Origin of the sequence: Cytobacillus praedii (assembly GCF_001439605.1) — a bacterium.
GTDB classification, from domain to species: Bacteria; Bacillota; Bacilli; order Bacillales; family Cytobacillaceae; genus Cytobacillus; species Cytobacillus praedii.
In genome coordinates this window covers 332645-355272 of the sequence record NZ_LMBX01000003.1, presented here as the reverse complement: position 1 = coordinate 355272, position 22628 = coordinate 332645, and the positions used below count along the sequence as shown (strand labels likewise).

Genomic DNA, 22628 nt, shown 5'->3' with positions numbered 1-22628 from the left:
TTCCCCCTCCTGTTCATTACAGGTGTCTTGACACTTATATTTACATAGTTTTAAACTTATGACAAGTACTTTTAAAAGATTACTAAACTTTTCAATAAACTATTTTTTAGGGTGGTGTTTCAATTGAAATATTTTGATTATGCTGCTACATGCCCACTTGATCGTGAGGCGGCAGAAATATATATAAAAGCTGCAACTGAATATTACGGCAATACAAGCAGTCTTCATGATACAGGCGGTCAAGCAAAAGAGCTATTGGAAAACTGCCGCAGTGAAATGGCACAATTATTAGGAGTACAGAAAGAAGGGATTTATTTTACAAGCGGGGGTTCTGAAAGTAATTTTCTTGCGATCCAATCGCTCTTATCTACCAATTTAAAAACAGGGAAGCATATTATAACCAGCATGGCAGAGCATTCATCCATCACAAGCATAATGAAAAAATTAATAAAGGAGCATCTGTATGAGGTTACCGTTCTCCCGCTGAATCCAGCAGGACAGATTGACATTGATGAAGTAAAAAATGCAATTAGAAAGGATACCATATTAATTAGTATCCAGCATGGAAACCCTGAAATTGGCACATTACAGCCTCTTGAGAAAATTGGCAGGCTATGTATAGAAAATCAAATTCTTTTCCATAGTGATTGTATTCACACTTTCGGAAAAACAGATATAAAACAGGTTGCGCAAGTGGCTGACAGCATATCTATTTCCGGACATAAATTCTATGGCCCGAAAGGAATTGGGGCCGTTTATATTCATCCCCGCTTAAACTGGCAGGGATATTACCCGGCAACAACACATGAGAAAGGATTTAGACCTGGTACTGTAAATGTACCTGCAATTGCGGCAATGACCGTTGCGGCACAAAAGGCAGGCAAGTATCTTAATGATCATCATTCACATTATTTACGTCTAAGAGGCGCGTTTCTTCAAGTACTAGAGCCGATAAGGAAGCATTATATTGTATATCATGCTGATGCATCAGAACAGCTCCCCTCTACAATAGGCATGAGAATAAAGGGAATCGAAGGACAATTACTCATGCTTGAATGTAATCGCTATGGATTTGCCATCTCGACAGGAAGTGCTTGCCAGACTGGGATGCAGCTTCCATCGAAAACAATGGAGGCACTAGGAATTACAGGAAAAAGTGCAAAAGAATTCATTCGAATTTCATTTGGCTGGGAAACGACAGTAAATGACGTACAATTGCTGGGTAATTTAATTGTTAAAATTGTTCAAGATACATGCCAAAGCTAATTCAGTTAATTTCAGCCCATAATTATGATAAAATTAGTTATTATTGGGATGTGAGGGAGTTTATATAATGAAGAATCAACGAAAGGTGCTCGGTGAAGAGAGAAGAGAGATGCTGCTTCAGCTTTTGAAGGATAAGGGCGAGCCGATAACAGGCAGTGAGCTTGCAGCGATTACAAATGTAAGCAGACAAGTCATTGTCGGTGATATTACCCTTTTAAAAGCAAAGGGGGAACCAATTATAGCCACAAGCCAAGGCTATATGTTTTTAATTCAAAATGGCAGCCAAGCCCCTATGGTAGAGCGCATCATTGCAAGTAACCATTCTCCTGAAAGAACAGAGGAAGAGCTAAATTTACTTGTCGATTATGGAGTAACGGTAAAGGATGTCCGCATTGAGCATCCAGTCTATGGCGATTTAACCGCTTCTGTTATGGTTTCTAGTCGAAAAGAAGTCAGTCAATTTATGGAAAAAATTAAATCAACGAATGCCTCCTATTTATCTGAGCTTACTGGCGGCATTCATCTTCATACCATTTCAGCAGCAACGAAAGAAAAGCTGGATGAAGCGGAAAAAGCATTAAAGCTTGCAAACCTTTTAGTGGAGTAAATGAAAAAGGAGCACACCCATTTGTGCTCCTTTTTCTATTTACAGGTAAGTATTCAGTTTAGAAATCTCTAAACCTAGCTGATAATAAGGATAGCTCCCTAAAATCTTTACTTTACAATCAAGTGCCTCTAACTCCGCAACAACTCCTGGAATTAATACTTCATCTTGTTTCATATCGATATCTATGATAAAAAAATAATTACCTAGCCCTGTTTTCATCGGCCTGGATTCTATTTTTGAAAGATTCAATCTTCTCCAGGCAAATGCGGATAAAACTTGGTGAAGTGCACCTGCACGATCAGATGGCAATGTGATCATTACGGTTGTCTTGTATCCTTTAAAGCTAGAACCATCTTCACTTAATGGCATCTCATTTTTCGAAAGGACAATAAACCTCGTATGATTATAATGAATATCATGCACATCTTTCCGAACAATCGAAAGTCCATATTCCTTTGCTGCTAGCTCATTTGCAATCGCTCCAGCCTTCATATCCGGATGTTCCTTAATGAATTGTGCTGCTGCTGCAGTTGAGGTGGTGTTCGTATAAGGAATTCCTTTCAATTCTTTATGTAAAAACTTATGGCATTGTGCAATAGCATGGGAGTGGCTGTAAATCCTTTCAGTCTCCTTCCAGCTGTCCAAATTTTCTGGATGTACCATAAAATGCTGGCGAATGGGACAAGTAAGCTCTGCTATAATCGGCAAATCCACTTCATGAACTAAATAATCGAGTGTAATATTTACGGACCCTTCAAGGGCATTCTCTAAAGGGACAACTGCTAGTTCAATTTCATCTTCGCTCAATGCATCAAAACAATCTGGAATCGTTGCATATGGAACAGATTCTTCTTTAGGAAACATTTCACGAACGGCAATGTCTGTAAAAGTTGCTTTCGGACCTAAAAAACCTATTTTCACAGTATCTTCTCTCCCTTAACTAGCACGATATGTATAATTGATTACTAACACTTTACCACTTTACATGACATAAGTAAAAATAAAAAAAGGTGATGGGCACAGGGCACGATCAATCATGCACCTGAACCAAGCACCTCTACTCTTTCAACAAACTCTAATTTTCTTAGCCGTATTAATAACTCTTCAATTTCAATTTGCATTCCTGCTGTATTTAAGGAAAGCGTGACGTTTGCCCTTCCCATAAGCGGTATCGTTTGATGGATGGTTAGCACATTGCAGCCTGAAGATGCTACTTCCCCTAATAAATGAGATAATGTACCTGACCGATCTTCTAAATAAAAAAACAATGTGATTAAGCGTTCTTTAACGACCGTATGAAAAGGAAAAACGGTATCTCTATATTTATAAAAAGCACTGCGGCTTAAATCTACCTTTTGAGCTGCATCCCAAACAGATTCCGCTTTTCCTCTTTCAATCATTTCTTTCGCATCTAATGTTTTTTTCATTGCTTCTGGTAAAACATCTTCTCGGACTAAGAAAAATTTTTTATCCAGTTTCTCATGTCTCATTTCTCCACTCCACCTGCCCCTAGTGGTTACTCAATAAACTCGAATTCATAATCAAGCAGCTTGACGATGTCGCCGTCTTTTGCCCCTTTTTGACGAAGTGCATCATCAACACCCATCCCGCGAAGCTGTCTGGCAAAACGTCTAACCGATTCATCTCTTGAGAAATCTGTCATCTTAAAGAGCTTTTCAATCGCATCCCCTGAAACAATGAAGTCTCCAGCGGAATCTCTAGTGATGACAAATTCTGTCTGTTCTGCTTCGTGCTTATAAAGGACACGATGAACACCTGTTTCTTCTTCCTCTTGGATGAGCGGGAATTCAGGAGTTTCTTCAATTTTATTAGCAATTGCAAACAATAAATCCCTTAAACCTTGACGTGTAACCGCTGATATTGGAAAAATAGGATAATCTTCTTCCAGCTGCTCTTTAAATTTCTCTAAATTCTCTTCCGCACCAGGCATTTCCATTTTATTCGCGACAATCACTTGCGGTCTTTCTGTCAGTCGCAGGTTATACTCTTTCAATTCTTTATTAATCGTTAGATAATCCTCGTATGGATCTCTGCCTTCGATTGCTGCCATATCGATTACATGAACAATTACCCTTGTACGTTCAATATGTCTTAAAAACTGATGACCTAATCCTACTCCTGAGTGAGCCCCCTCAATTAAACCTGGCAAGTCTGCCAAAACAAAGCTCCGGCCATCTTCTGTTTCAACCATTCCTAAATTTGGCGCAATAGTCGTGAAATGATATTCAGCAATTTTTGGTCTTGCCGAAGAGACAACAGATAAAAGCGTTGATTTTCCAACACTCGGGAAACCTACTAGCCCTGCATCAGCCAAAAGCTTCAGTTCAAGAATAACTTCTCTTTCAACACCTGGCTCCCCATGTTCCGACAATTCTGGTGCTGGATTTGCTGGCGTGGCAAATCTTGTGTTTCCTCTGCCGCCACGGCCGCCTTTAGCGATAACTGCTCTTTGGCCATGCTCAACAAGATCGGCAATCACTTCATGGGTTTCCGCATCAGTAACTACCGTACCAGGCGGAACTTTAACAATCATATCTTTTGAATTTTTGCCATGCATGTTTTTAGACATCCCATGCTCCCCGCGAGGGGCTTTAAAATGACGCTGATAGCGGAAATCCATTAACGTTCTTAAGCCTTCATTTACTTCAAAAACGACATCCGCACCTTTACCTCCGTCCCCGCCAGCGGGTCCTCCATTTGGTACATATTTTTCACGGCGGAAGGCTACCATTCCATTGCCTCCATCTCCGCCTTTAATATAAATTTTGACCTGATCGACAAACATATTATTCCTCCTGCCTTGGCTGTCTTTATCCTAAAAGACAGCAAGAACTGATTGTTTTCACTTATGTAGAAAAAATTCAAGCGAGAGTTCTTGTTCTGTAAAAAGATGATAATTAATTTTTGGAGCAGGAACCGTTTTTTCAAAGAAACGTTCAATCTGTTCCTTATTTGTTATTATTCCTCTAAAATCGAAAAAGAAACGAGTACCTTCCATTTGAGGCTCAATTGTCACAGATAAATGGTTGTCATAATACTGCTTAATGGATGAATTTAAACATTCAAAAAAAGATCCTGTCCAGCTAACAAGCCAATCATCATCCAAATAATCACATTTTGAACCATCCAACACATCGTATTCCAATTGAAACATATGATTTTCCCAATTATATGTAAGAATCAGCGAGGCGAATTGAGGAATTTTCAAATTAGAAAGCTTTGCTTCCTGTTGGGCGCAGGCGACGATTTCGTCGATAATTTCATTTGCCCGATCAATTTTATTAAGGGCAAGATTGCCTTTTATTAATTGGATTTTATTTAGCCAGTCGTGGCGTGCATAGCGCAGCACCTCGATCACATTCCAGTCCTTATTCATACATGCACTCCTACACGGTTATTTTGTGAAGACTGCCTGCTGTAAGTATACCAAAAAGATGAGAGCTCGTAAGCATTTATTAGGAAATACTGAAAACTTTCACTACCTATTTATACCCAAAAAGAAAACTCTAACCTTAATGGCTAGAGTTTTCCCATCAATTGCTTATGCCTCTTGAGCTGCAGGGTATACGCTCACTTGCTTACGGTCACGGCCAAGACGTTCAAATTTAACAACGCCATCAACTTTAGCGAAAAGTGTATCGTCGCCGCCTCTACCTACGTTTACTCCAGGGTAGATTTTTGTTCCACGCTGACGGTAAAGGATAGAACCGCCAGTTACGAATTGTCCATCCGCACGCTTAGCGCCAAGACGCTTAGAGATTGAATCACGACCGTTCTTTGTAGAACCTACTCCTTTTTTAGAAGCAAATAACTGAAGATCTAATTTTAGTAACATTTATTCCACCTCCTGCTTTTTGAAGGTAATTTTTATATGCTGTCCGTATTCTTCTTCAATTGTCCGCAATGAGACAACCATTCCTTCTAGAAGAAGCTGAATCTTCTCATATGTATCATCCGGAAGATTGTCCGGAATTTCACAGCTAAGAAATCCATCATCCTTCTGTTCAATCAACGGGGTCACTCCAGTTATGGCGTGCACCGCATTAATTGCACCAACCGATACAGCAGATACGCCCGCACAGACGATATCCTTGCCCCGCTTGGCAAAAAAGGCATGGCCGCTTATTACAAATGATTGAATCTTATCGGATTTATTACGAATAACCGTAACATCAATCATCGAAGATTGCCTTAAGCGTTGATTTTTTCAATCACAACTTTAGTGTATGGCTGACGATGACCTTGCTTTTTGTGATAGTTTTTCTTCGCTTTATACTTGAAAACAATGATCTTCTTTTGACGACCTTGCTTTTCAACTTTAGCTGTAACAGTAGCACCTGCAACAACAGGGCTTCCTACTTTCACACTATCTCCGCCAACGAAAAGAACTTTATCAAAAGTAACTGTTTCGCCTGCTTCTGCGTTTAGCTTTTCAATGTAGATTGTTTGACCTTCTTCTACCTTTACTTGCTTACCACCAGTTTCAATAATCGCGTACATGAACTGCACCTCCTCTTAGACTAAGACTCGCCATCTTCAGGCGCTTTACTTGCATGCATATTGCCACAAGTAAAATCTTATTACCTGTTCTGTGCGGTTGTAGCACAGGTGCGCTACAAACATAACATGAAAATACTAACATAACTTATTCCGTTGTGTCAATATACTTTTCCTAACTGCTACTGCAACTGACGAATTTCATAAAAAGGTTTATCATTGTTAATCACTGTAAAACTAATTTTCAGCCCTAGCAGTTCCTCTATCCGGTTCTTATGTATCTCCTGTTCTCCGGAAAATATCTTTGCTACTTCTTCAGTTGTGTTAATATGCACAGCCTCATAATCAGCTCCTCGATGCTCCCAAAGCTCTCTTTCTAGACGGAAAGCAATCGTTTCTGAACTTAACACCCTTCCCGTTCCTTCACAGGAAGGACATTTTACCGTTAGAGCTTCAGAGATGGCCGGCTTCGTTTTCTTCCTTGTCAGCTGGAGAATGCCAAGTGGCGAAAAACCAATCAAATTAGTCCTTCGTTCGTCCTTTTTCAATGCAGCTTCCATTATATTTAAGATAGATTTTCTATCACGTTCTTCTTTCATGTCGATAAAATCAACCAAAATCATCCCGCCAATATCACGAAGGCGAATTTGCCTTGCAGTTTCCTCCGCTGCAGCTTTATTTGTCTTTAGAATGGTTTCACGCTGATCTGTCTTGCCAGCAAATTTCCCTGTATTTACATCGACAACTGTTAACGCTTCTGCTTCATCAATAATTAAATAAGCCCCATTATCAAGCCAAATAATTCGTTTCAAAGCTTTTTCAATTTCATGATCCAGCCGATATGCTGAAAAAATATTTTCTTTGCCAGTATAATGTTTGATTGGGAGTTGACTGTTATTTTGAAGCAGCTTCTTCATCTCCAGGTCGTCAACAATCACTTCGCCGGAATCAAGTTTCTTTAACTCTTCCAAAATTTCTTCAGCAAAAGAGTTGCGTTCAAGCACCTTTCCCACTTTCTTAAGCTTCCCGGACTTTGTTACCAATTCTTTGTATTCCAGACGTAAATTCCGCAATTCATTTATTAGCTCTTCTTCTGTTTGTTTTTCACAGGATGTACGAAAAACAAGACCTTCTTCTGCTTCTTTCATTCGTTGGCCAAATCTGCGCCAATCCTCTCTGATACGTTCTTCTTCAAATTTTTTTGACACAGCCACATAGCGTCCTTGCGGCATATAAATGAGGTGATTGCCAGGGAGTTCAATAATGCCAGTTAATCTCGGGCCTTTCGTTCCAGCTGCATCCTTTTCAACCTGAACTAGGATTTTTTCCCCTTGATGGACAAATGCAGAGATGCTGCGAGCAGCTTTTACCGATTTTTCCTCATTCGATTGGACAAAGGAAGCTAGCTTATCTCTATGTAAGTACCCGCTTTTTTCTTCCCCAATGGATACAAATGCTGCATTCATCCCAGGAAGTACCTTTTCAACGATTCCTAAATAAATATTTCCTACAGAAGAATGCTGTTTTGGCTGATCAATGGATAGTTTTTCAACTACATGATCATTCAAAACAGCATAACGCTTTTCGCGATTAAGATGGTTAACAATTATTGTCTTCAATATACTTCCTCACTTTTAGATTAATACACGTATAGCAGATCCCCAATGCGTGCTGTCACAATTTTTTCAGCAAAATAAGCATGCAATAACTCATTTTCGTCTAAGGAACCTTTTTCTTGACCGTCTTTTTCAATAATAATTGGATGTTTATACCCTCTCTGAAACTTCTCGAGCACATGTATCACCATTTCCTCCTCTTTGACAACAAGGGGCTTTAATGTACGGAAGGCCCGATTTTTCCCGTAGTACCGTTCGAGGAGAAAGCGGATAAACACATATCTGCCCTGCTTCCATTCATGATAAAGAGCAAACAGCAAAAATGAAACAACCACCCATATATTTAAATTAAACGGGGAAATAAATAGGGTGATTATGATAAAAACAGCTATGCTCCCAACCGATAATAATAAACATTTCCGATGAGCATCAGGGAATGGATGATAAAGCGACAGCCAGAGGAAAATGAGCTTTCCTCCGTCTAGCGGCCAAATCGGAAGAAGATTAAATAATAAAACCATTAGGTTAAATTGAATAAAATGTTGATAAATCACGTCAGGCAGCAATGAAAACTGAAATAAAATATAAGCTGCACCCATCATCCAAAGATGTTGTAGCGGACCAGACAAAATCACAATCATTTCTTCTTTTAAAGGCCGATTCCCATGCTCCTCCATTTCAGCAACCCCGCCAAATGGCAAAAGGGCAATCCTTTTAATCCTCCACGAAAAAAAAGACGCTGCACCTGCATGTCCCAGTTCATGTACAAGGATAATAAATAGAAACAGCGATAGCTCAATAAAATGAGCAGTCATAATCGCTAGACCGATCACTACCCATAAGAGCGGATGAATATAAATATATTTTATCAATCCTGCCAATTTAATCAAATGGGATCACCTGTATCGGGTCGACGAAATCATCCCCTTGTTTAATCGCGAAGTAAAAAGACCCTTTGCTGCCGTCATCAGTTGCAGTCGGTATCCCCACCTCAGTTCCACTTTCGATATATTCCATGAATTCCACACTTATTTCTTCCAAATTCCCATACCATGATTCACTATTATCCGCATGCTTGATGACCACCGTTTTTCCAAAGCCATCCTTTTTTCCCGCAAAACTGACAAGCCCTTCACTCATTGCTTGAACGGCAGTGTCTTTACCAGTTTCAATCGTTATCCTTTGACCATTCACACTAAATTCCTCAAGAATTTTCGCGGATGCGGGTAATGCATATTCTGTATTCGAGGCAGTGCTCTTTTTTCCTTCATCATCTTTTTGATCTTTAAAAGGCAATAAAGCTAACGGCTTACCAAATTGATCTTCATACCAGTTGGAAACAGCAACAAATTGAAAGTCCTTTTCCATCGAAGTTTTAACAAAGTCTCGAGCAGAATCAAAAGTCGCTGCATTATTTTTAAACATAATCGCTACCACCAAAAATAAACAGGCTGAAGCAAGCAGCTTAAATAAGAACCATTCCTTTCGAAATAAAGGATGATTTCCCTCACTGCTTCCCCCATCATAGGATGAAAGTTTATCGAAGCCATAGCGTTCTTCATCCTCTGCCCAAAGAACACGATTATTAATATTCTTTGTCATTCTTTCACGTTCTCGTTTTCTTCGTGCAACCCGTTTCCGAATATCATCCGCTCGATTACTCATCTCTCACCATTCCCCTACTTATCTTTTGTACAAGTCTATGACCCGTCCAAAAAGAGTATGACAACTTTGAAAGGCGGAGGTGGCTTGCTCAGGGGCGACAAGCTTAAGACAGGCCGGCAGAAAGAAAGGTTGATCTTTACCTTTTTGACGGAATGACTTAAGACCTCGAGCCCCTAGCCACCGCAGCTAGACAAACTGAAAAGCGGAGGCGACTGGTCAGCCCCGACAAGCTTAAGACAGGCTGGATGGAAGGTTGATTTTTAACCTTCTAGCCAGAACGGCTTAAGACCTCGAGGGGCTAGGAGCCGCAGCTAGACAAACCGAAAAGCAGAGGCGGCTTGCTCAGGGGCGACAAGTTTAATGAAAGTAGGATAGATTAAAAAAAGCCAGGGGACCCCTGACTTTTGAATCTTTCTATTTTACACCAAAAAACTTTTTCAGTTTTGAAAAGACACCTGGATTATCATCTTCCAGCGGCTGTAGGGGAATGGACTCGCCTAAAATTCGGCGGGCGATATTCCGGTAAGCAATTGATGCCTTACTGTTCGGATTTAACGCAATGGGCTCCCCGTGATTAGAAGCTCTTATAACCTCATCATCATCAGCTACTATACCGATTAAATCAATCGATAGATGAGTAGCAATTTCATCCACATCAAGCATGTCTCCGTTTTTCATCATTTGATTACGAATTCGGTTAATTATGAGTCTAGGTGACTCAACATTTTCCTCTTTTTCAAGCAATCCAATAATACGGTCCGCATCTCTAACAGCTGAAACTTCTGGAGTTGTCACTACAATTGCTTTGTCCGCTCCAGCTACTGCATTTCTGTAGCCGTGTTCAATCCCTGCAGGGCAATCAATGATGACATAATCATAATCTTGCTTCAATTCATCGATCAGTACCTTCATTTGTTCTGGCGTAACAGCTGTTTTATCACTTGTTTGCGCGGCTGGCAATAAGTATAAAAGATCTTCAAATCTTTTATCTTTTACTAGTGCCTGGTGAATTTTGCACCGGCCTTCCAAAACATCGACAAGATCATAAATAATCCGATTTTCAAGTCCCATAACAACATCTAAATTACGAAGGCCGATATCTGTATCTACAAGGCAAACTTTTTTTCCTTGCAAAGCTAGGGCTGTTCCTACATTCGCACTTGTCGTCGTTTTACCGACCCCTCCCTTACCGGATGTAATCACAATGGCTTCTCCCATTCTAGAATCCCCCTTCCAATCTAGTAATATTCGGTCTAATATGCATTAAAACTTGTAATCTATCAACAGTTATTTGATCTAAATCATTTATGTAAGCACATTCCATTTCTCTTTTTTCATCCTCCTGATAATGGTCAGGAGCTCTAGTAATACAATCACTAATTCGGATTTGTGAAGGCTTCATAATGGATGCTGTGACGATTGCTTCCTTATCTCCGTTAAAGCCAGCATGGGCAATCCCTTTTAATGCACCCATGATATAAATGTTTCCGCCAGCAATAACCGTACCTCCTGGATTTACATCACCAACAAGAAGTAAATCACCAGGCACTTGAAGAATCTGTCCCGATCGAACGATTCTTGCAACAGGTACAATTTCATTTTCTTTCTTTATCTTCTCTGCTTCATCTTTAGTCATAACGTTGGAGCTAATAGAATCGACGACAAGATTTTTCTTTTGTCGCACCAAGTCCTTTACTTCCTCTTCCTGCTCAGCTGTTAAATATCTATTACCAACTTGAACATGGACAGAGATTAAACGGTCCTCACGAGACTGAGAGCTTTCTGATAGCTTTCGGTCTAATTCTTCCTTTAATTCTACAAAGGAACAGGAATCATCAAGATGAAGAGTCAACCCATCCTTTGTCCCTTTAATGGTTACATTTTGGAATTTCTTCATAACAAGCTGTTCACCTCAGAGCAAATGCGTAAGCGCCAGTCACACTATAAAAAAAGAGTGAGACGCTATTGCTAAACACTAAGAAAAAACGCATCGCGTTTTTTCATAAGCAGGAGGCAAGAGAAACTAGTAGATTTCAGCTACAGTATGAGCTATTTCTACATATACCCCTGCTCCTAAACTTTATTTTACTACAATTCGACACGGACATAAAAAAATCCTTTTTTGCTTCAAATAATTTGGCCAATCGTATATAAAATTAATGAATCATTTGCAAGTTTACTCTAATGCAATATTCAGTCTTAATTTTTATGCATCTAAGCTCAAAGCTAACTTCTCAAAATGCCTTTTAAACGGATAAACAGTAAGAATAATAAAAATAAAATTGAGGGTAAGTGTTGGTATTAATCGATCCATACTATAGGAAGCAAAAGTCATATCTGTTCGATTGATTATTACGTTCATTTCATATGCACCCAGCTCTAAGAGAGCTACGCCTACAATTGAAATAAACGTTACCATTACAATATTCGTTTGCAGGATTTTCATTAGTTTGTAACATATGTACGCCACTAATGGAAACAGACATAAATAAATTCCCATGATTTCCGTATAGACTATATCGAACAATAATCCAAAGAGAAAACCATAGAGTACTCCATAGTTTTTCGGCCCATACACTGTAAGAAGGATAATCGCAATCATTAAAAAGTGCGGAACAAGGATATACTCATTTCCAAACACCTTAGGAGGCATTAACTCGACAAATATACTTTCGATTATGAAAAAAAGCATTAATAGAAGAGGAAGAAGGAATTTTCTCACAGCTCCTCCTCCTTATCATCGATCATATCTTTTATATCAGGCTGTACCGAACCTCTCTTTGCTACCATGACATGCTCGATATCATCAAAATTCGCACCTGGTTCAATGTAGGCTGTTTGTGTAAGGCCATACTCTGCAGGAGCAACCTCCACCACTTTCCCAATGAGAAGACCTTTAGGGAATACACCGCCTTTACCAGAACTAATTACCGTCTGACCCTTCTTAACCTTCGCATCTGATGGGATTCGCTTCATCATGAGAAGACCTTTTTCATCGTCATAGCCCTCAATAAAACCAAAAATACTTTCCCCATCCGCTTGAATTTCTGCAGATATTCTGTTCGTAGGATCCATTGAACTAAGAAGCTGAACAGTAGAAGTAAAGGGCTGGCTATTTTTTACCTTGCCGATTAAGCCTTTTGCCGTAATAACTGCCATATTTTGCTCTATTCCATCCCTTGAACCTTTATTAATAATAAGCAATTCCGTCCATTTATCTGGATTTCGCCCAATAACAGTTGCCTGTTTGGGCTCAAAAGCACTTAATGAATCCTTTATATCTAGAATCTCTTGAAGCTCAGTGTTATCTTTCTTTAACTTTTGTACCTCTGATTCAAGCCGTGCCAGCTCATCTAACCTTGATTTTAATTCCTTATTTTCCGTATATGTATTTTGCAAGTCTTTCAGATTTTCAAAAAAATTCGCAACATAATGAGTTGGGCGTGAAACGGCTGTTTGCACCCAGCCAGTTGTATCTTTAATAAATTGTTCTGGCCAGCTTAATTTAGAACGCCCACTTAAAGAAAACCCAATCAATGCCACTAGAATAATGATACTGACAAGCAAAATAATCAGGCGTTTATTCAAAAAGAACTGTGGCATTCCCTACACCTCGATATATTTTTTCTCTCTTAAAAATTTAATTCACAAGAAAGGTGCTCGCCACAACATATTCGTGGACGAGCATACACTTCTTGTTCATACATTTTCTATTTCTGCTTAACGAGAGTCCTTCGCTTTGTTTTTAAATAAATCGATATGATCCAGGGCTTTACCTGTACCGATTGCCACGCAATCTAATGGATTTTCTGCAATTAGAACAGGCATGCTTGTTTCTTCACTGATCACTCGATCTAAATTACGGAGCAATGCACCGCCGCCAGTTAGTACAATTCCACGATCCATAATGTCTGCTGCTAATTCTGGCGGTGTTTTTTCAAGTGTTACTTTTACTGCCTCTACAATAGAGTATACCGTGTCATGTAAAGCACGAGAAATTTCCTCTGCTGTAATTTCAATCGTCTTTGGAAGTCCAGTTAAAAGGTCACGTCCGCGAATTTCAATATTATCAATTCCCTCAGGCTCTCCAGCAGAACCAATTTCCATTTTTATAATTTCTGCTGTTCTATCACCAATTAAAAGGTTATAGTGCTTTCTAATATAATTGATAATCGCATCATCCATTTCATTCCCAGCAACCCTAACTGATTGACTTGTTACAATACCACCTAATGAAATGATTGCAACCTCTGTCGTTCCGCCGCCAATATCTACGACCATACTTCCTGTTGGCTCCCAAACAGGAAGATTGGCTCCAATTGCTGCAGCAAATGGCTCTTCAATCGGATAAGCATCTCTTGCCCCAGCTTGGCGTGTTGCATCAATAACGGCACGCTGTTCAACAGCAGTAATTCCCGAAGGAACACAAACCATTACATATGGCTTTCCAGAGAATAATCCTTTATTCTTAATTGCTTGATTAATATAATATTTCATCATCACAGCTGTTGTTTCATAATCCGCAATAACCCCATCCTTCATTGGACGAAGCGCGACAATATTCCCAGGTGTTCGGCCAATCATATTCTTGGCGTCATTACCTACAGCTACAATGTTTTTCGTATCCGTTTGTAAAGCAACTACTGATGGTTCCCTTACTACGATGCCTTTTCCTTTAATATAAACGAGTGTATTAGCAGTCCCCAAATCGATTCCTAGGTCCTTTGTTCCAAACATAAGTGTATCTCCCTTTCTGATACGAAATGCAATTAATTAAGATAAAATGTCATTTGTTTATTTAGCTAAAAACGCTAACTTTATTTAATTAGACGTAAAAAAGCATAGATAATATTATAACTTATTAGCGGACAAAACTAAAGTGTTATAAATACCCTTTTTCCTTCATGCTAACAAATTTATTATCCCCGATAATCAGATGATCGAGCACGTCAATTCCAATAATTTTCCCACACTCAGAAAGACGTTTTGTTACTTCAATATCCTCTCTGCTTGGTGAAGGATCTCCACTCGGGTGGTTATGAAGGCAAATGATTGATGCTGCAGATCGTCTAAATGCTTCTTTGAACACCTCGCGCGGGTGAACAATGGAAGCATTCAGACTGCCAATAAAAATGGTCTGTTTGTGCAAGACTTGGTTTTTTGTATTTAAATAAAGACATACGAAGTGTTCCTGCGAAAGAAATCTCATATCATTCATTACATATTTCGCTCCATCCTCTGGTGAGCGGATGACATAGCGATCATCAAATGAAAGATTCGATATCCTTCTGCCAATTTCAACTGCAGCAAGAAGCTGAATAGCCTTTGCTTTCCCAATTCCCTTTATGGCCGTTATTTCATCTAAGGAGGCATCCTTTAATAACCAGAGTCCTTCAAAATGATTAATGAGCCTATTAGATAATTGCAGCACTGATTCATCTTTTGTTCCGGTCCTTAGCAGAATAGCCACAAGTTCATGCGTGGATAAACTTTGCGGACCATTTTGGATAAAGCGTTCCCGTGGACGCTCATCCTGTGGAAAATCCTTAATCATCAAGGATTCAGTTTGCATGTAGCTTATTCCTCCCTATTCCGGGCGTAAGGGTTCTGAAGATGAGAAAAAATTCAGAAAGGAATCTCTAAGCCTGCATTCCTTAATTCTCGAACAGTTTTTGATACAGGCAGACCAACAACAGAAAAATAATCTCCCTTTATTTCTTTCACGAGTACACTGCCTTGGCCCTGAATGCCATATGCACCTGCTTTGTCAAACGGTTCACCGGTGTTAATGTAAGCGTTGATTTCATCATCTGTTAGCTCCCAAAACACCACATCTGTTTTTACATTGAAATTAGTTTCCTTACTAGGAGCGATAATTGAAACTCCTGTATAAACTGCATGTGTTCTTCCGGCTAAAGCTTTCAGCATTGAAAATGCTTCTGCTTTATCTTGCGGCTTTCCTAATATCGTCCCATCTAAAACTACAACGGTATCGGCTCCAATTATATATGAGCCTGGGTATTTCTTGCTCACCGCTTTTGCTTTTCTACTGCTGAGCTCCATGACAATTTCTCCCGGTGCTAGGTCGGGATTAAAGCTTTCATCAACATCACTGCTGGATACATTAAATGTTAAATGAAGGTTTTCAAGAAGTTCTTTTCGTCGTGGAGAAGAAGAGGCTAAAATGAGGTTTTGCATTTCATCACCTTACCTTAATTTTTGTATCGATTTGGGAGATACATCATCATCGTACCAAAATTCAGCAGGACAAACAATTTTTAAACCGACAAATAGCGAAAAAGTTCATAACATAACGCCAAAATATACCTGTAATCGTAAAATACTTGTTTGGTTAAAAATTCCCCTCCTCCAATACATCAGCCAATTGAAAAGAAGCCTGTCGAAAATCTTCGAACAGACTTCAATAACATGTGTTATTTCCCAGAAAATATTCGAAAGTTGAAAGGTTTTGTCATTAATTGAAAAAGTAATCTACAACGATTGATAAACAGCAAGAAAACCGAGCAAATGCTGTTGCAGCTTAGTTTGGATAGAAAGCTCTGGTGTTTGCTTATACGCTCTAAGCTGCTCAATCGCTTGATCAAGTTCTGTTTTTATTGCAATAACTCCTTCATGTTTAAGCTTGTCCTCAGAAATATTCTTCAGGATCGATCCTTGCTTTTCTGCCTCTTCTAGAGTAGATGCGGAAATAGTTTGACCCACAGCAGCTTCGGAAGCGCCCGCAGCCAATGATTGATAAATTGCTCCAACTGCCTCCATTACCTTTTTCTCTTCTCCTTGAAGGTCTTTAAGTGTTTTCCCCTCAAAAGTAATTGGCTTTGCAAATACTTCTATTCCCTTACTTTTTAACTTGACACCGATTTCCTTCGCATGTTCAATGCTGTCTGCAACACTTACATATAAAAAAGCTTGGCCGTTCATTTCAACAACTTGAGCAGGAGCCCCCAATTGAATAGTCCCATCCTTCATCTGTTCAGCTGCTCCTTTATTTGAGAACACCCCTCCTTGTACAATAAAAGTAGATAATGGGTCAAGAGCTACTGACTCTTTCTCTCCAGCACTAGCAGGAGTGTCCTCCGTTTTTTCTGGGGCTGGTTCCGCAATCACTGGCTGATCAACAGGGGTTTCATTTTCAGTAATCACTAGCTTTAACAAAAGCAGTCCAAAACTTGTCCCTAAGAGAATAGCAAAAAACACTGTCAGAAACACAGAAGAAAGCATCCCATTGCGATTCTTCTTAAAGTTTTTACTAATCGCCCCGATCCCTTTTTGACTTTGTTTTTTCGGTTGTTTTGTAACTTTGTATTCTTGCACATCCTTATCGAAATCCGATGATTCATCCGGCAATATCCAGTCAAAGTTTTCTTCATCTGCCGCTTCCTTTGAGGCAGCTGCTTCAATCGCAGAGGAATAGTCATACTTGTTGTTTTGAACAGTCTCCTCTAACAATTTCTCGCTTTTATTTTCCTTTTTCAATTTTTCATTCTCTTTTCTAGCCGTTTCAAGAAACGTATGGTTTTTGCCATTTATTTTAATCGTAATCGTTTTTCCTTTCTCCTCTCTGTCCACCATATCCTCCTCCTCTCTTCTTAATCAATTGCTAATTTTGTTCCATCCTATCATAATGGCAAAAAAAAATAACAAGACTTTTGTCGTCTTGTTACTTGGGATTTTCGTCAAATTTTTTACTAGTTTAGATTTGTGATTATGGATTATTCATTTTTGGCAAGAGGAATGATTAAAGCTTGACCAGTGATAATTTTATTATCCTTTAATTGGTTGGCTTCTCTTATAATCGCTATCCCTTTGTTTGAATTATAGTATTTCATTGCCAGATTATAAATTGTATCTCCAGGCTTAACAACATGATTAGTTGTATTTTCATATTCATTAACAATAGCTGTTTCTCCATTTTCACTCTCAACATTTGAGTTGTTCGATGAGTTTATTGATTTCGATTGATTATTTTGCACTTTTTCATTGGAATATTCCCCAAAGCTACTAAAAGGATTTTTCTTATTTGCTGGCTTTGGTGTCTCAATCTTTGGCAGATGTTCAAGTAAATCTGATAATGTTGGCATATAAAAAGCTGAAAGTGTCACCTGATAGGTTATAGGTGTATTCTCTTGACTTTCTTCGATAATTTCCTCGTTTGCAGTAAAATCAATAGCTTCTACTACAACTATCCGATTTAAGTTTTCTAGTATCTGCAAAAAGGACTCGAACTCAAAATAACTTTGTGATTCTATTGTTAGATTTACAGTAATCTTTTCAACGCCTACCGGAAGTGGAGTTGAAATTTCCTCTTCTGCTGTCCCATCCGTTTCAGCTTCCTCAGAATTCTCAGCGTCCACGTTTTGACTGTCATCCAATTCAATTGCTTCGCCATCCTGGAAGGTCATATTAGCTACAAAGCTTCCTGAAACAACTTCAGCTTTTTCTATATCCAGCAGCAACTGCTGTGCCATTGGTTTTACAGGAACCTGCTCTTGCAGGTGGATTGTGCTTTCAACAGGATGTTTTACAGTCTTTTCCCCTTTATTTTTGAGAGCTGATAAAAGCTGTTCTTGTGATTGTAATTCCATTTCCTTCAACTTAACTTTTTCCATTTTAGGAAAAAACCAAAAAAAGTATATACCTACAAAAAAAGCAGTCAACAGGAAAATCGATAGGATGATCAATAAAATATTATTTTTTGGCAAGGGTCTATTCATTATTCATCTCCTCCTAATTCATTGGAGGAATGATTATTTGCTTCGTTCTTCATTACATCTCTGTCTAGGCTAATTTCAAATTGACTTAAATATCGCGGAAGGTATGTTTCATTTTTCAATTTACTTTTATCGATTTCATCTTCGGATTCACCAAACTTTTTATCATAGAAACTAGTAATTGCATCCACTGAAAGAAGTTTTGACTCCTCTACCCAATTAGATTCCTGTAAGGAATTTAAATAGTATGCGGCTTCTCGACTTGATTCAAATTGAATACCTACATGAATGATCCCAGTCTCTACATAGTTAAAAGTTTGAATAAATCCCCGTTCTGGTAAAAGTGCAGTCAATTTTTGCAGCACCGGAACCGTTTTGGCCGGATATTCCTCAGCCCATTTTACGGTATTTTCTAGCTTTGTATAAGAATCAGAAGACTCCTCGGATTTACTTTTTTCCTGTTCATATGCAACTAACTCTTCATTTGCAGCAATTTGCTGATCTAATGTATTTAATTTGATGTTATTGGAACGATTGACCCAGTATGCAAAAAATCCGCCAATAAGAAGAAGGATGACGGAAATAATGACAAGCAGTAAAAGGGATTTATTTTTCTCCTCTTTTTGAGGCAATAAGTTAATTTCTACTAACATGTTTACACCCCTTTTAATGCAAGCCCCAGAGCCAGGTAATGTGTTGGAGGCAGTTTTTGTTCCAAAGGTACAAGTTCATCATAAGCAAATGTTTCTAATGGAACTTCAAAACGATTTTCCAAGTCCACTTTTATCTTTGCTAGCAATGGATAATCCCCATTTAATAAAATCCTTGAAACTTGTTTTTGTCCTTTGTATAAAGAATAACGGTAAAAATCCATCAGACGGCTAATTTCTTTGTAGATATCATCAAATTGATAAACCAAATCATCCGGTTCACCAATATAAGTCATTTCATATGCTCCGCTCCGATTCAGCTGTTTTTCCCATTTTGAATCATTAAATTCAATTGGCATATGGTGCATAAAGATTGGAAATTGATTTTCAAATATAGAAATATTGACGTTGTTTAATTCAAATTGAACAACAAGTAAATCTTCATTCTTCTTTGCTTGGTTTAGATGATAGAAAAGACGATAGATCGCAAGCGGTGAAATTTCAGCTTCGAATGGCTTTAATCTGTTGTCAGACAATAGATTAGAATATTCTTTAACACTTTCCTCTTGAGCAGCAAAAATTAGTATTTCCTTTTTCTCTTTGTCCTCAGATACAACAACTGCATCGAAAACAGGTTCATCAAACGGAAGATGGATGCTCGTACCTAGCTCTAAATATAAATGGCCTTTGATTTCATCATCCTTCACATCAGCAGGGATGGTGACTTTTCGAATGATAACAAATGATTCAGGGATTAAAAAACGGACTTGTCGATTCCGAAGCTTCCAATCTTTTATACACTCTTCTAAAATAGTGGAAAGAGTTTCATAATCATTAATTTTCCCATTGTTAATAATCCCTGCCGGAAGATAGCGTTCTCCCCATTTAAAAGGGATCGGGGGATTTGCTTGCTTTAGCTCTAAATAACGAATGGAATGATCGTTAATGATGATATTTATAACACGTTTTTTGGAAGAAAAGAAGTTAGGAGACATAGTTTAAACCCCTCATTAAAATCCTGATGTTAAATATTGCAAATACGCTTCAATTATTGCATCGTAAAAGTAATAAGCTGTTAAAGTACCCGCTGCAATAAATGGGCCAAAAGGAATTGGCTTTCCTCTTTTTACTTTCTTCAATAGTAACCCGACTATTCCAAAAAGGGCACCATATAAAGTAGCAAGAAAAAAAGCTAGCACCATCGCCTTTGTACCGATAATAAAACCAATAAGAGCAAATAGTTTAATATCTCCTCCACCCATGCCACCTTTACTAATGATGGCTATAACGAGCAGCAGGGTAAAACCAATTGCTGCACCTAAAAGGGAGTCCCACCACGGGGAGAGAGGGATCAGCAGTCTCTCTATTAAAAAAATCCCTGCAAACACTGCTAAAATTTTATCAGGGATCAACATATAAGTAATATCAGTGACAAAGATAATAATCAATAATGAAATGAGCGTCCATGCCACAACCAGCTCTGAAGTCCATCCTATCACGAGCGGTGCTGAAACAAATAGAAGCCCTGTTATCAGCTCCATCATTGGGTAAATAGGAGAAATGCGCACCTTGCATTGGCGGCATTTCCCCCCTTGAATTATATAGGATAGTACAGGGATGAGCTCAATTGCTGTTAGCTGATGTTTGCAGTTTGGACAAGATGAGCGTGGTTTGACGATTGATTGTTTGATAGGGACTCTCAGGCCTACTACGTTGTAGAAGGAGCCGAGTGTCATTCCTAATAATAAAAGATACATGTTCCCAATTATATAATCCATATTTAGAATCTTTTACTGATTTGTATTAGTATCTTCATTTTCATTTTTTTCCTTTTTAGTATACTGAAGACTTGGGATTATATCTTCAGTATTACCATTAATCTGAGGAGTATTATTAAATTTATCTGCTACAGCAGTCCCATTAAAAGTATAAGTATCGGTATCACTATTATAAGTTACACTATATGAAGTCCAGTATGAGGGTTTATCTAGGTATTTATTCAAATCTGCCGTTGTATATTCTGTTTTTGTACCTTCACCTGCTGCAAACAGTTTTGCAGCTTCTATAGTTAAAATTGCTTCGGATTTTGCTGCATCGAAACGAGATTTTTCAATAATTTTCCCAATACTAGGCACCGCAACCGCTGCAATAATCCCCAAAATTACAACAACTGCAAGCAATTCTACTAATGTTAATCCACGCTGGTCTTTTAAACGTTTTTTCAAATTCTTTAGCATACTTTCCTCTCCCTTTTCACTAGTCATATTTTACTATTACAATTTTACTCTACCATATTTCTATGAACAATATCACATTATTCCCAGTAAAATTATTACTTTTTTCTATCATTTTCCATCTGCTGAATCTATTATCCTACTTGATTGAAAATTTCAAACATCGGTACCATGATTGCCAAGACAATTACACCAACCACGCCAGCTAAAACAACAATCATTAATGGTTCGATTAGAGATTTTATCCGATCTGTGCTCGTGTCTACTTCTCTTTCATAGAAATCTGCTACTTTTCCAAGCATGGCATCTAAGGACCCTGTTTCTTCTCCAATCGCTATCATTTGTGTAACAAGTGGAGGAAATGCCCAGTGCTTTCTCATTGGATCTGTTAAGGACTCTCCTCTTTCTAGTGAATCCCGTGACGCACGGATTACTCGGGAAACGACTTCGTTTCCGACGACATTTTCAACTATGGACATTGCTTGAAGGATAGGAACAGAACTTGTAAACAACGAACTTAATGTTCTCGTCATCCGAGCCAATACTGCTTTTTGCAGCATTTTCCCGAATATTGGAATTCGCAGGACGAAATAATCGAGATAATATTTTGTCTTTTTATTCTGTTGAATAAAAATTATCCCTCCAATAAAGCCGCCAAACAAGAGTATGACCAGCCACCAAAAGCGCTGCATAAATTCACTGGCATTTAAGACAAACTGAGTAATAGCAGGGAGCTCTCCGCCGAAATCAGCAAACATGTCCACAAATGTCGGAACAACCGATACAAGAAGAAATATAACAACGGCTATAGCGATTATCCCGACAACTATCGGATAGGCAAGTGCCGATTTAATTTTTGACCTTGTGGTATGCTGCTTTTCGTAGTGAATAGCTAAACGTTCAAGCGTTTCATCCATACTTCCTCCCGCTTCACCGGCACGTACCATATTAACAAACATCGAGGAAAATATTTTTCTATGTTTAGCTGCAGAATCTGATAACGGCTTCCCTTCACGTAATTCTAGCTCAATATCGAGCAGGGCTTTCTTTAAGCCTTTACTTTCCGTTTGTGCTGCAAGTATATTGGTTGAATCAACTACAGAAACACCTGCTTTAAGAAGGGTAGAAAACTGTCGCAAGTAAATGACCATATGCTCAAGTTTCACTGGAGAACCGATCGAAATTTCCTTTGTCAAAATAGACTCTTGAACTTCAACCATTTCTAATACTTTAATTCCGTTTTTCCCAAGCTTTTGCATGGCATCTCTCTTCGAAGAAGCTGTTATTACCCCTTGCTGCTTTCCTTTCCTATCCCGTCCAGTATATTTAAATCTTGCCAT

Annotated in this window: 26 protein-coding genes and 1 other annotated feature; of the genes, 2 read left to right on the top strand and 24 right to left on the bottom strand. The window is 38.7% G+C overall.

All coding sequences use genetic code 11. From position 1 onward, the window contains the following. Positions 1-114: 114 nt before the first annotated feature. Positions 115-1266, top strand: a complete 1152-nt coding sequence (locus ASU02_RS05290; protein WP_332307624.1) for an IscS subfamily cysteine desulfurase — start codon at positions 115-117, stop codon at positions 1264-1266. Positions 1267-1333: 67 nt separating this feature from the next. After that, the gene (locus tag ASU02_RS05285; protein ID WP_057761711.1) at positions 1334-1873 is read left to right on the top strand and encodes a transcription repressor NadR; all 540 of its coding nucleotides are present in this window, start codon (positions 1334-1336) and stop codon (positions 1871-1873) included. A gap of 39 nt (positions 1874-1912) precedes the next feature. Here the strand turns inward: ASU02_RS05285 and pheA are convergent, their stop codons facing one another. The 24 genes from pheA to ASU02_RS05165 all read right to left on the bottom strand — a co-directional run bounded on the left by pheA (position 1913) and on the right by ASU02_RS05165 (position 22628). Then, entirely contained in the window at positions 1913-2794 is an 882-nt protein-coding gene (gene pheA, locus ASU02_RS05280; RefSeq protein ID WP_057761709.1) for a prephenate dehydratase, read from the bottom strand. 113 nt (positions 2795-2907) lie between these two features. After that, positions 2908-3363, bottom strand: a complete 456-nt coding sequence (locus tag ASU02_RS05275) for an ACT domain-containing protein (RefSeq protein ID WP_053477156.1) — start codon at positions 3361-3363, stop codon at positions 2908-2910. A 26-nt stretch (positions 3364-3389) separates the two neighbouring features. Continuing rightward, on the bottom strand, positions 3390-4679 hold the full coding sequence (gene obgE, locus ASU02_RS05270) for a GTPase ObgE (RefSeq protein WP_057761707.1): 1290 nt from the start codon (positions 4677-4679) through the stop codon (positions 3390-3392). A gap of 57 nt (positions 4680-4736) precedes the next feature. Further along, complete coding sequence (locus ASU02_RS05265; protein WP_057761706.1) at positions 4737-5270, bottom strand: sporulation initiation phosphotransferase B; 534 nt, start codon at positions 5268-5270, stop codon at positions 4737-4739. 165 nt (positions 5271-5435) lie between these two features. Beyond that, complete coding sequence (gene rpmA / locus ASU02_RS05260) at positions 5436-5729, bottom strand: 50S ribosomal protein L27 (RefSeq protein ID WP_053477159.1); 294 nt, start codon at positions 5727-5729, stop codon at positions 5436-5438. After that, complete coding sequence (locus ASU02_RS05255) at positions 5730-6074, bottom strand: ribosomal-processing cysteine protease Prp (protein WP_057761704.1); 345 nt, start codon at positions 6072-6074, stop codon at positions 5730-5732. An 11-nt stretch (positions 6075-6085) separates the two neighbouring features. Continuing rightward, the gene (rplU, locus tag ASU02_RS05250; protein WP_053477160.1) at positions 6086-6394 is read right to left on the bottom strand and encodes a 50S ribosomal protein L21; all 309 of its coding nucleotides are present in this window, start codon (positions 6392-6394) and stop codon (positions 6086-6088) included. 13 nt (positions 6395-6407) lie between these two features. Further along, positions 6408-6503 (bottom strand) — a sequence feature (ribosomal protein L21 leader region). 70 nt (positions 6504-6573) lie between these two features. Further along, positions 6574-8010 carry an Rne/Rng family ribonuclease gene (locus tag ASU02_RS05245; RefSeq protein WP_057761702.1) on the bottom strand — a complete coding sequence of 479 codons (1437 nt, stop codon included), beginning with the start codon at positions 8008-8010 and terminating at the stop codon, positions 6574-6576. A gap of 20 nt (positions 8011-8030) precedes the next feature. Beyond that, positions 8031-8897 carry a M50 family metallopeptidase gene (locus ASU02_RS05240; RefSeq protein ID WP_057761699.1) on the bottom strand — a complete coding sequence of 289 codons (867 nt, stop codon included), beginning with the start codon at positions 8895-8897 and terminating at the stop codon, positions 8031-8033. Then, positions 8890-9672, bottom strand: coding sequence for a M23 family metallopeptidase (locus ASU02_RS05235; protein ID WP_057761697.1), 783 nt, complete (start codon positions 9670-9672; stop codon positions 8890-8892). Before ASU02_RS05235 ends, ASU02_RS05240 begins: the two co-directional genes overlap by 8 nt. Positions 9673-10086: 414 nt before the next feature. Continuing rightward, positions 10087-10890, bottom strand: coding sequence for a septum site-determining protein MinD (minD, locus tag ASU02_RS05230; RefSeq protein WP_057761695.1), 804 nt, complete (start codon positions 10888-10890; stop codon positions 10087-10089). 1 nt (position 10891) lies between these two features. Beyond that, positions 10892-11569, bottom strand: coding sequence for a septum site-determining protein MinC (gene minC / locus ASU02_RS05225; RefSeq protein ID WP_057761693.1), 678 nt, complete (start codon positions 11567-11569; stop codon positions 10892-10894). 309 nt (positions 11570-11878) lie between these two features. Continuing rightward, positions 11879-12394 carry a rod shape-determining protein MreD gene (gene mreD, locus ASU02_RS05220; RefSeq protein ID WP_057761691.1) on the bottom strand — a complete coding sequence of 172 codons (516 nt, stop codon included), beginning with the start codon at positions 12392-12394 and terminating at the stop codon, positions 11879-11881. Further along, positions 12391-13275 (bottom strand): rod shape-determining protein MreC, encoded by an 885-nt coding sequence (mreC, locus tag ASU02_RS05215; protein ID WP_057761689.1) that lies wholly within the window; start codon positions 13273-13275, stop codon positions 12391-12393. The genes mreD and mreC overlap by 4 nt, the downstream gene beginning before the upstream one ends. 117 nt (positions 13276-13392) lie before the next feature. After that, positions 13393-14409: a rod shape-determining protein gene (locus ASU02_RS05210; RefSeq protein WP_057761687.1), complete on the bottom strand. Its 1017-nt coding sequence runs from the start codon at positions 14407-14409 to the stop codon at positions 13393-13395. Between the two features lie 145 nt (positions 14410-14554). Further along, entirely contained in the window at positions 14555-15244 is a 690-nt protein-coding gene (gene radC, locus ASU02_RS05205) for a RadC family protein (RefSeq protein ID WP_057761685.1), read from the bottom strand. 53 nt (positions 15245-15297) lie between these two features. After that, a complete protein-coding gene (locus ASU02_RS05200; RefSeq protein ID WP_057761682.1) occupies positions 15298-15870 on the bottom strand; it encodes a Maf family protein in 573 nt (190 codons plus the stop codon). Between the two features lie 294 nt (positions 15871-16164). Beyond that, on the bottom strand, positions 16165-17262 hold the full coding sequence (locus ASU02_RS05195) for a stage II sporulation protein B (RefSeq protein WP_157684481.1): 1098 nt from the start codon (positions 17260-17262) through the stop codon (positions 16165-16167). Positions 17263-17405: 143 nt separating this feature from the next. Next, positions 17406-18407 carry a LysM peptidoglycan-binding domain-containing protein gene (locus ASU02_RS05190; protein WP_057761678.1) on the bottom strand — a complete coding sequence of 334 codons (1002 nt, stop codon included), beginning with the start codon at positions 18405-18407 and terminating at the stop codon, positions 17406-17408. Further along, positions 18407-19057, bottom strand: a complete 651-nt coding sequence (locus ASU02_RS05185) for a hypothetical protein (protein ID WP_057761676.1) — start codon at positions 19055-19057, stop codon at positions 18407-18409. The genes ASU02_RS05190 and ASU02_RS05185 overlap by 1 nt, the downstream gene beginning before the upstream one ends. A 2-nt stretch (positions 19058-19059) precedes the next feature. Further along, entirely contained in the window at positions 19060-20049 is a 990-nt protein-coding gene (pilM, locus tag ASU02_RS05180; protein WP_057761674.1) for a type IV pilus biogenesis protein PilM, read from the bottom strand. Between the two features lie 15 nt (positions 20050-20064). Continuing rightward, positions 20065-20832 carry a prepilin peptidase gene (locus ASU02_RS05175; RefSeq protein ID WP_057761672.1) on the bottom strand — a complete coding sequence of 256 codons (768 nt, stop codon included), beginning with the start codon at positions 20830-20832 and terminating at the stop codon, positions 20065-20067. Between the two features lie 12 nt (positions 20833-20844). Then, the gene (locus ASU02_RS05170; protein ID WP_057761670.1) at positions 20845-21291 is read right to left on the bottom strand and encodes a type IV pilin protein; all 447 of its coding nucleotides are present in this window, start codon (positions 21289-21291) and stop codon (positions 20845-20847) included. A 131-nt stretch (positions 21292-21422) separates the two neighbouring features. Further along, on the bottom strand, positions 21423-22628 hold the full coding sequence (locus ASU02_RS05165) for a type II secretion system F family protein (RefSeq protein WP_057761668.1): 1206 nt from the start codon (positions 22626-22628) through the stop codon (positions 21423-21425).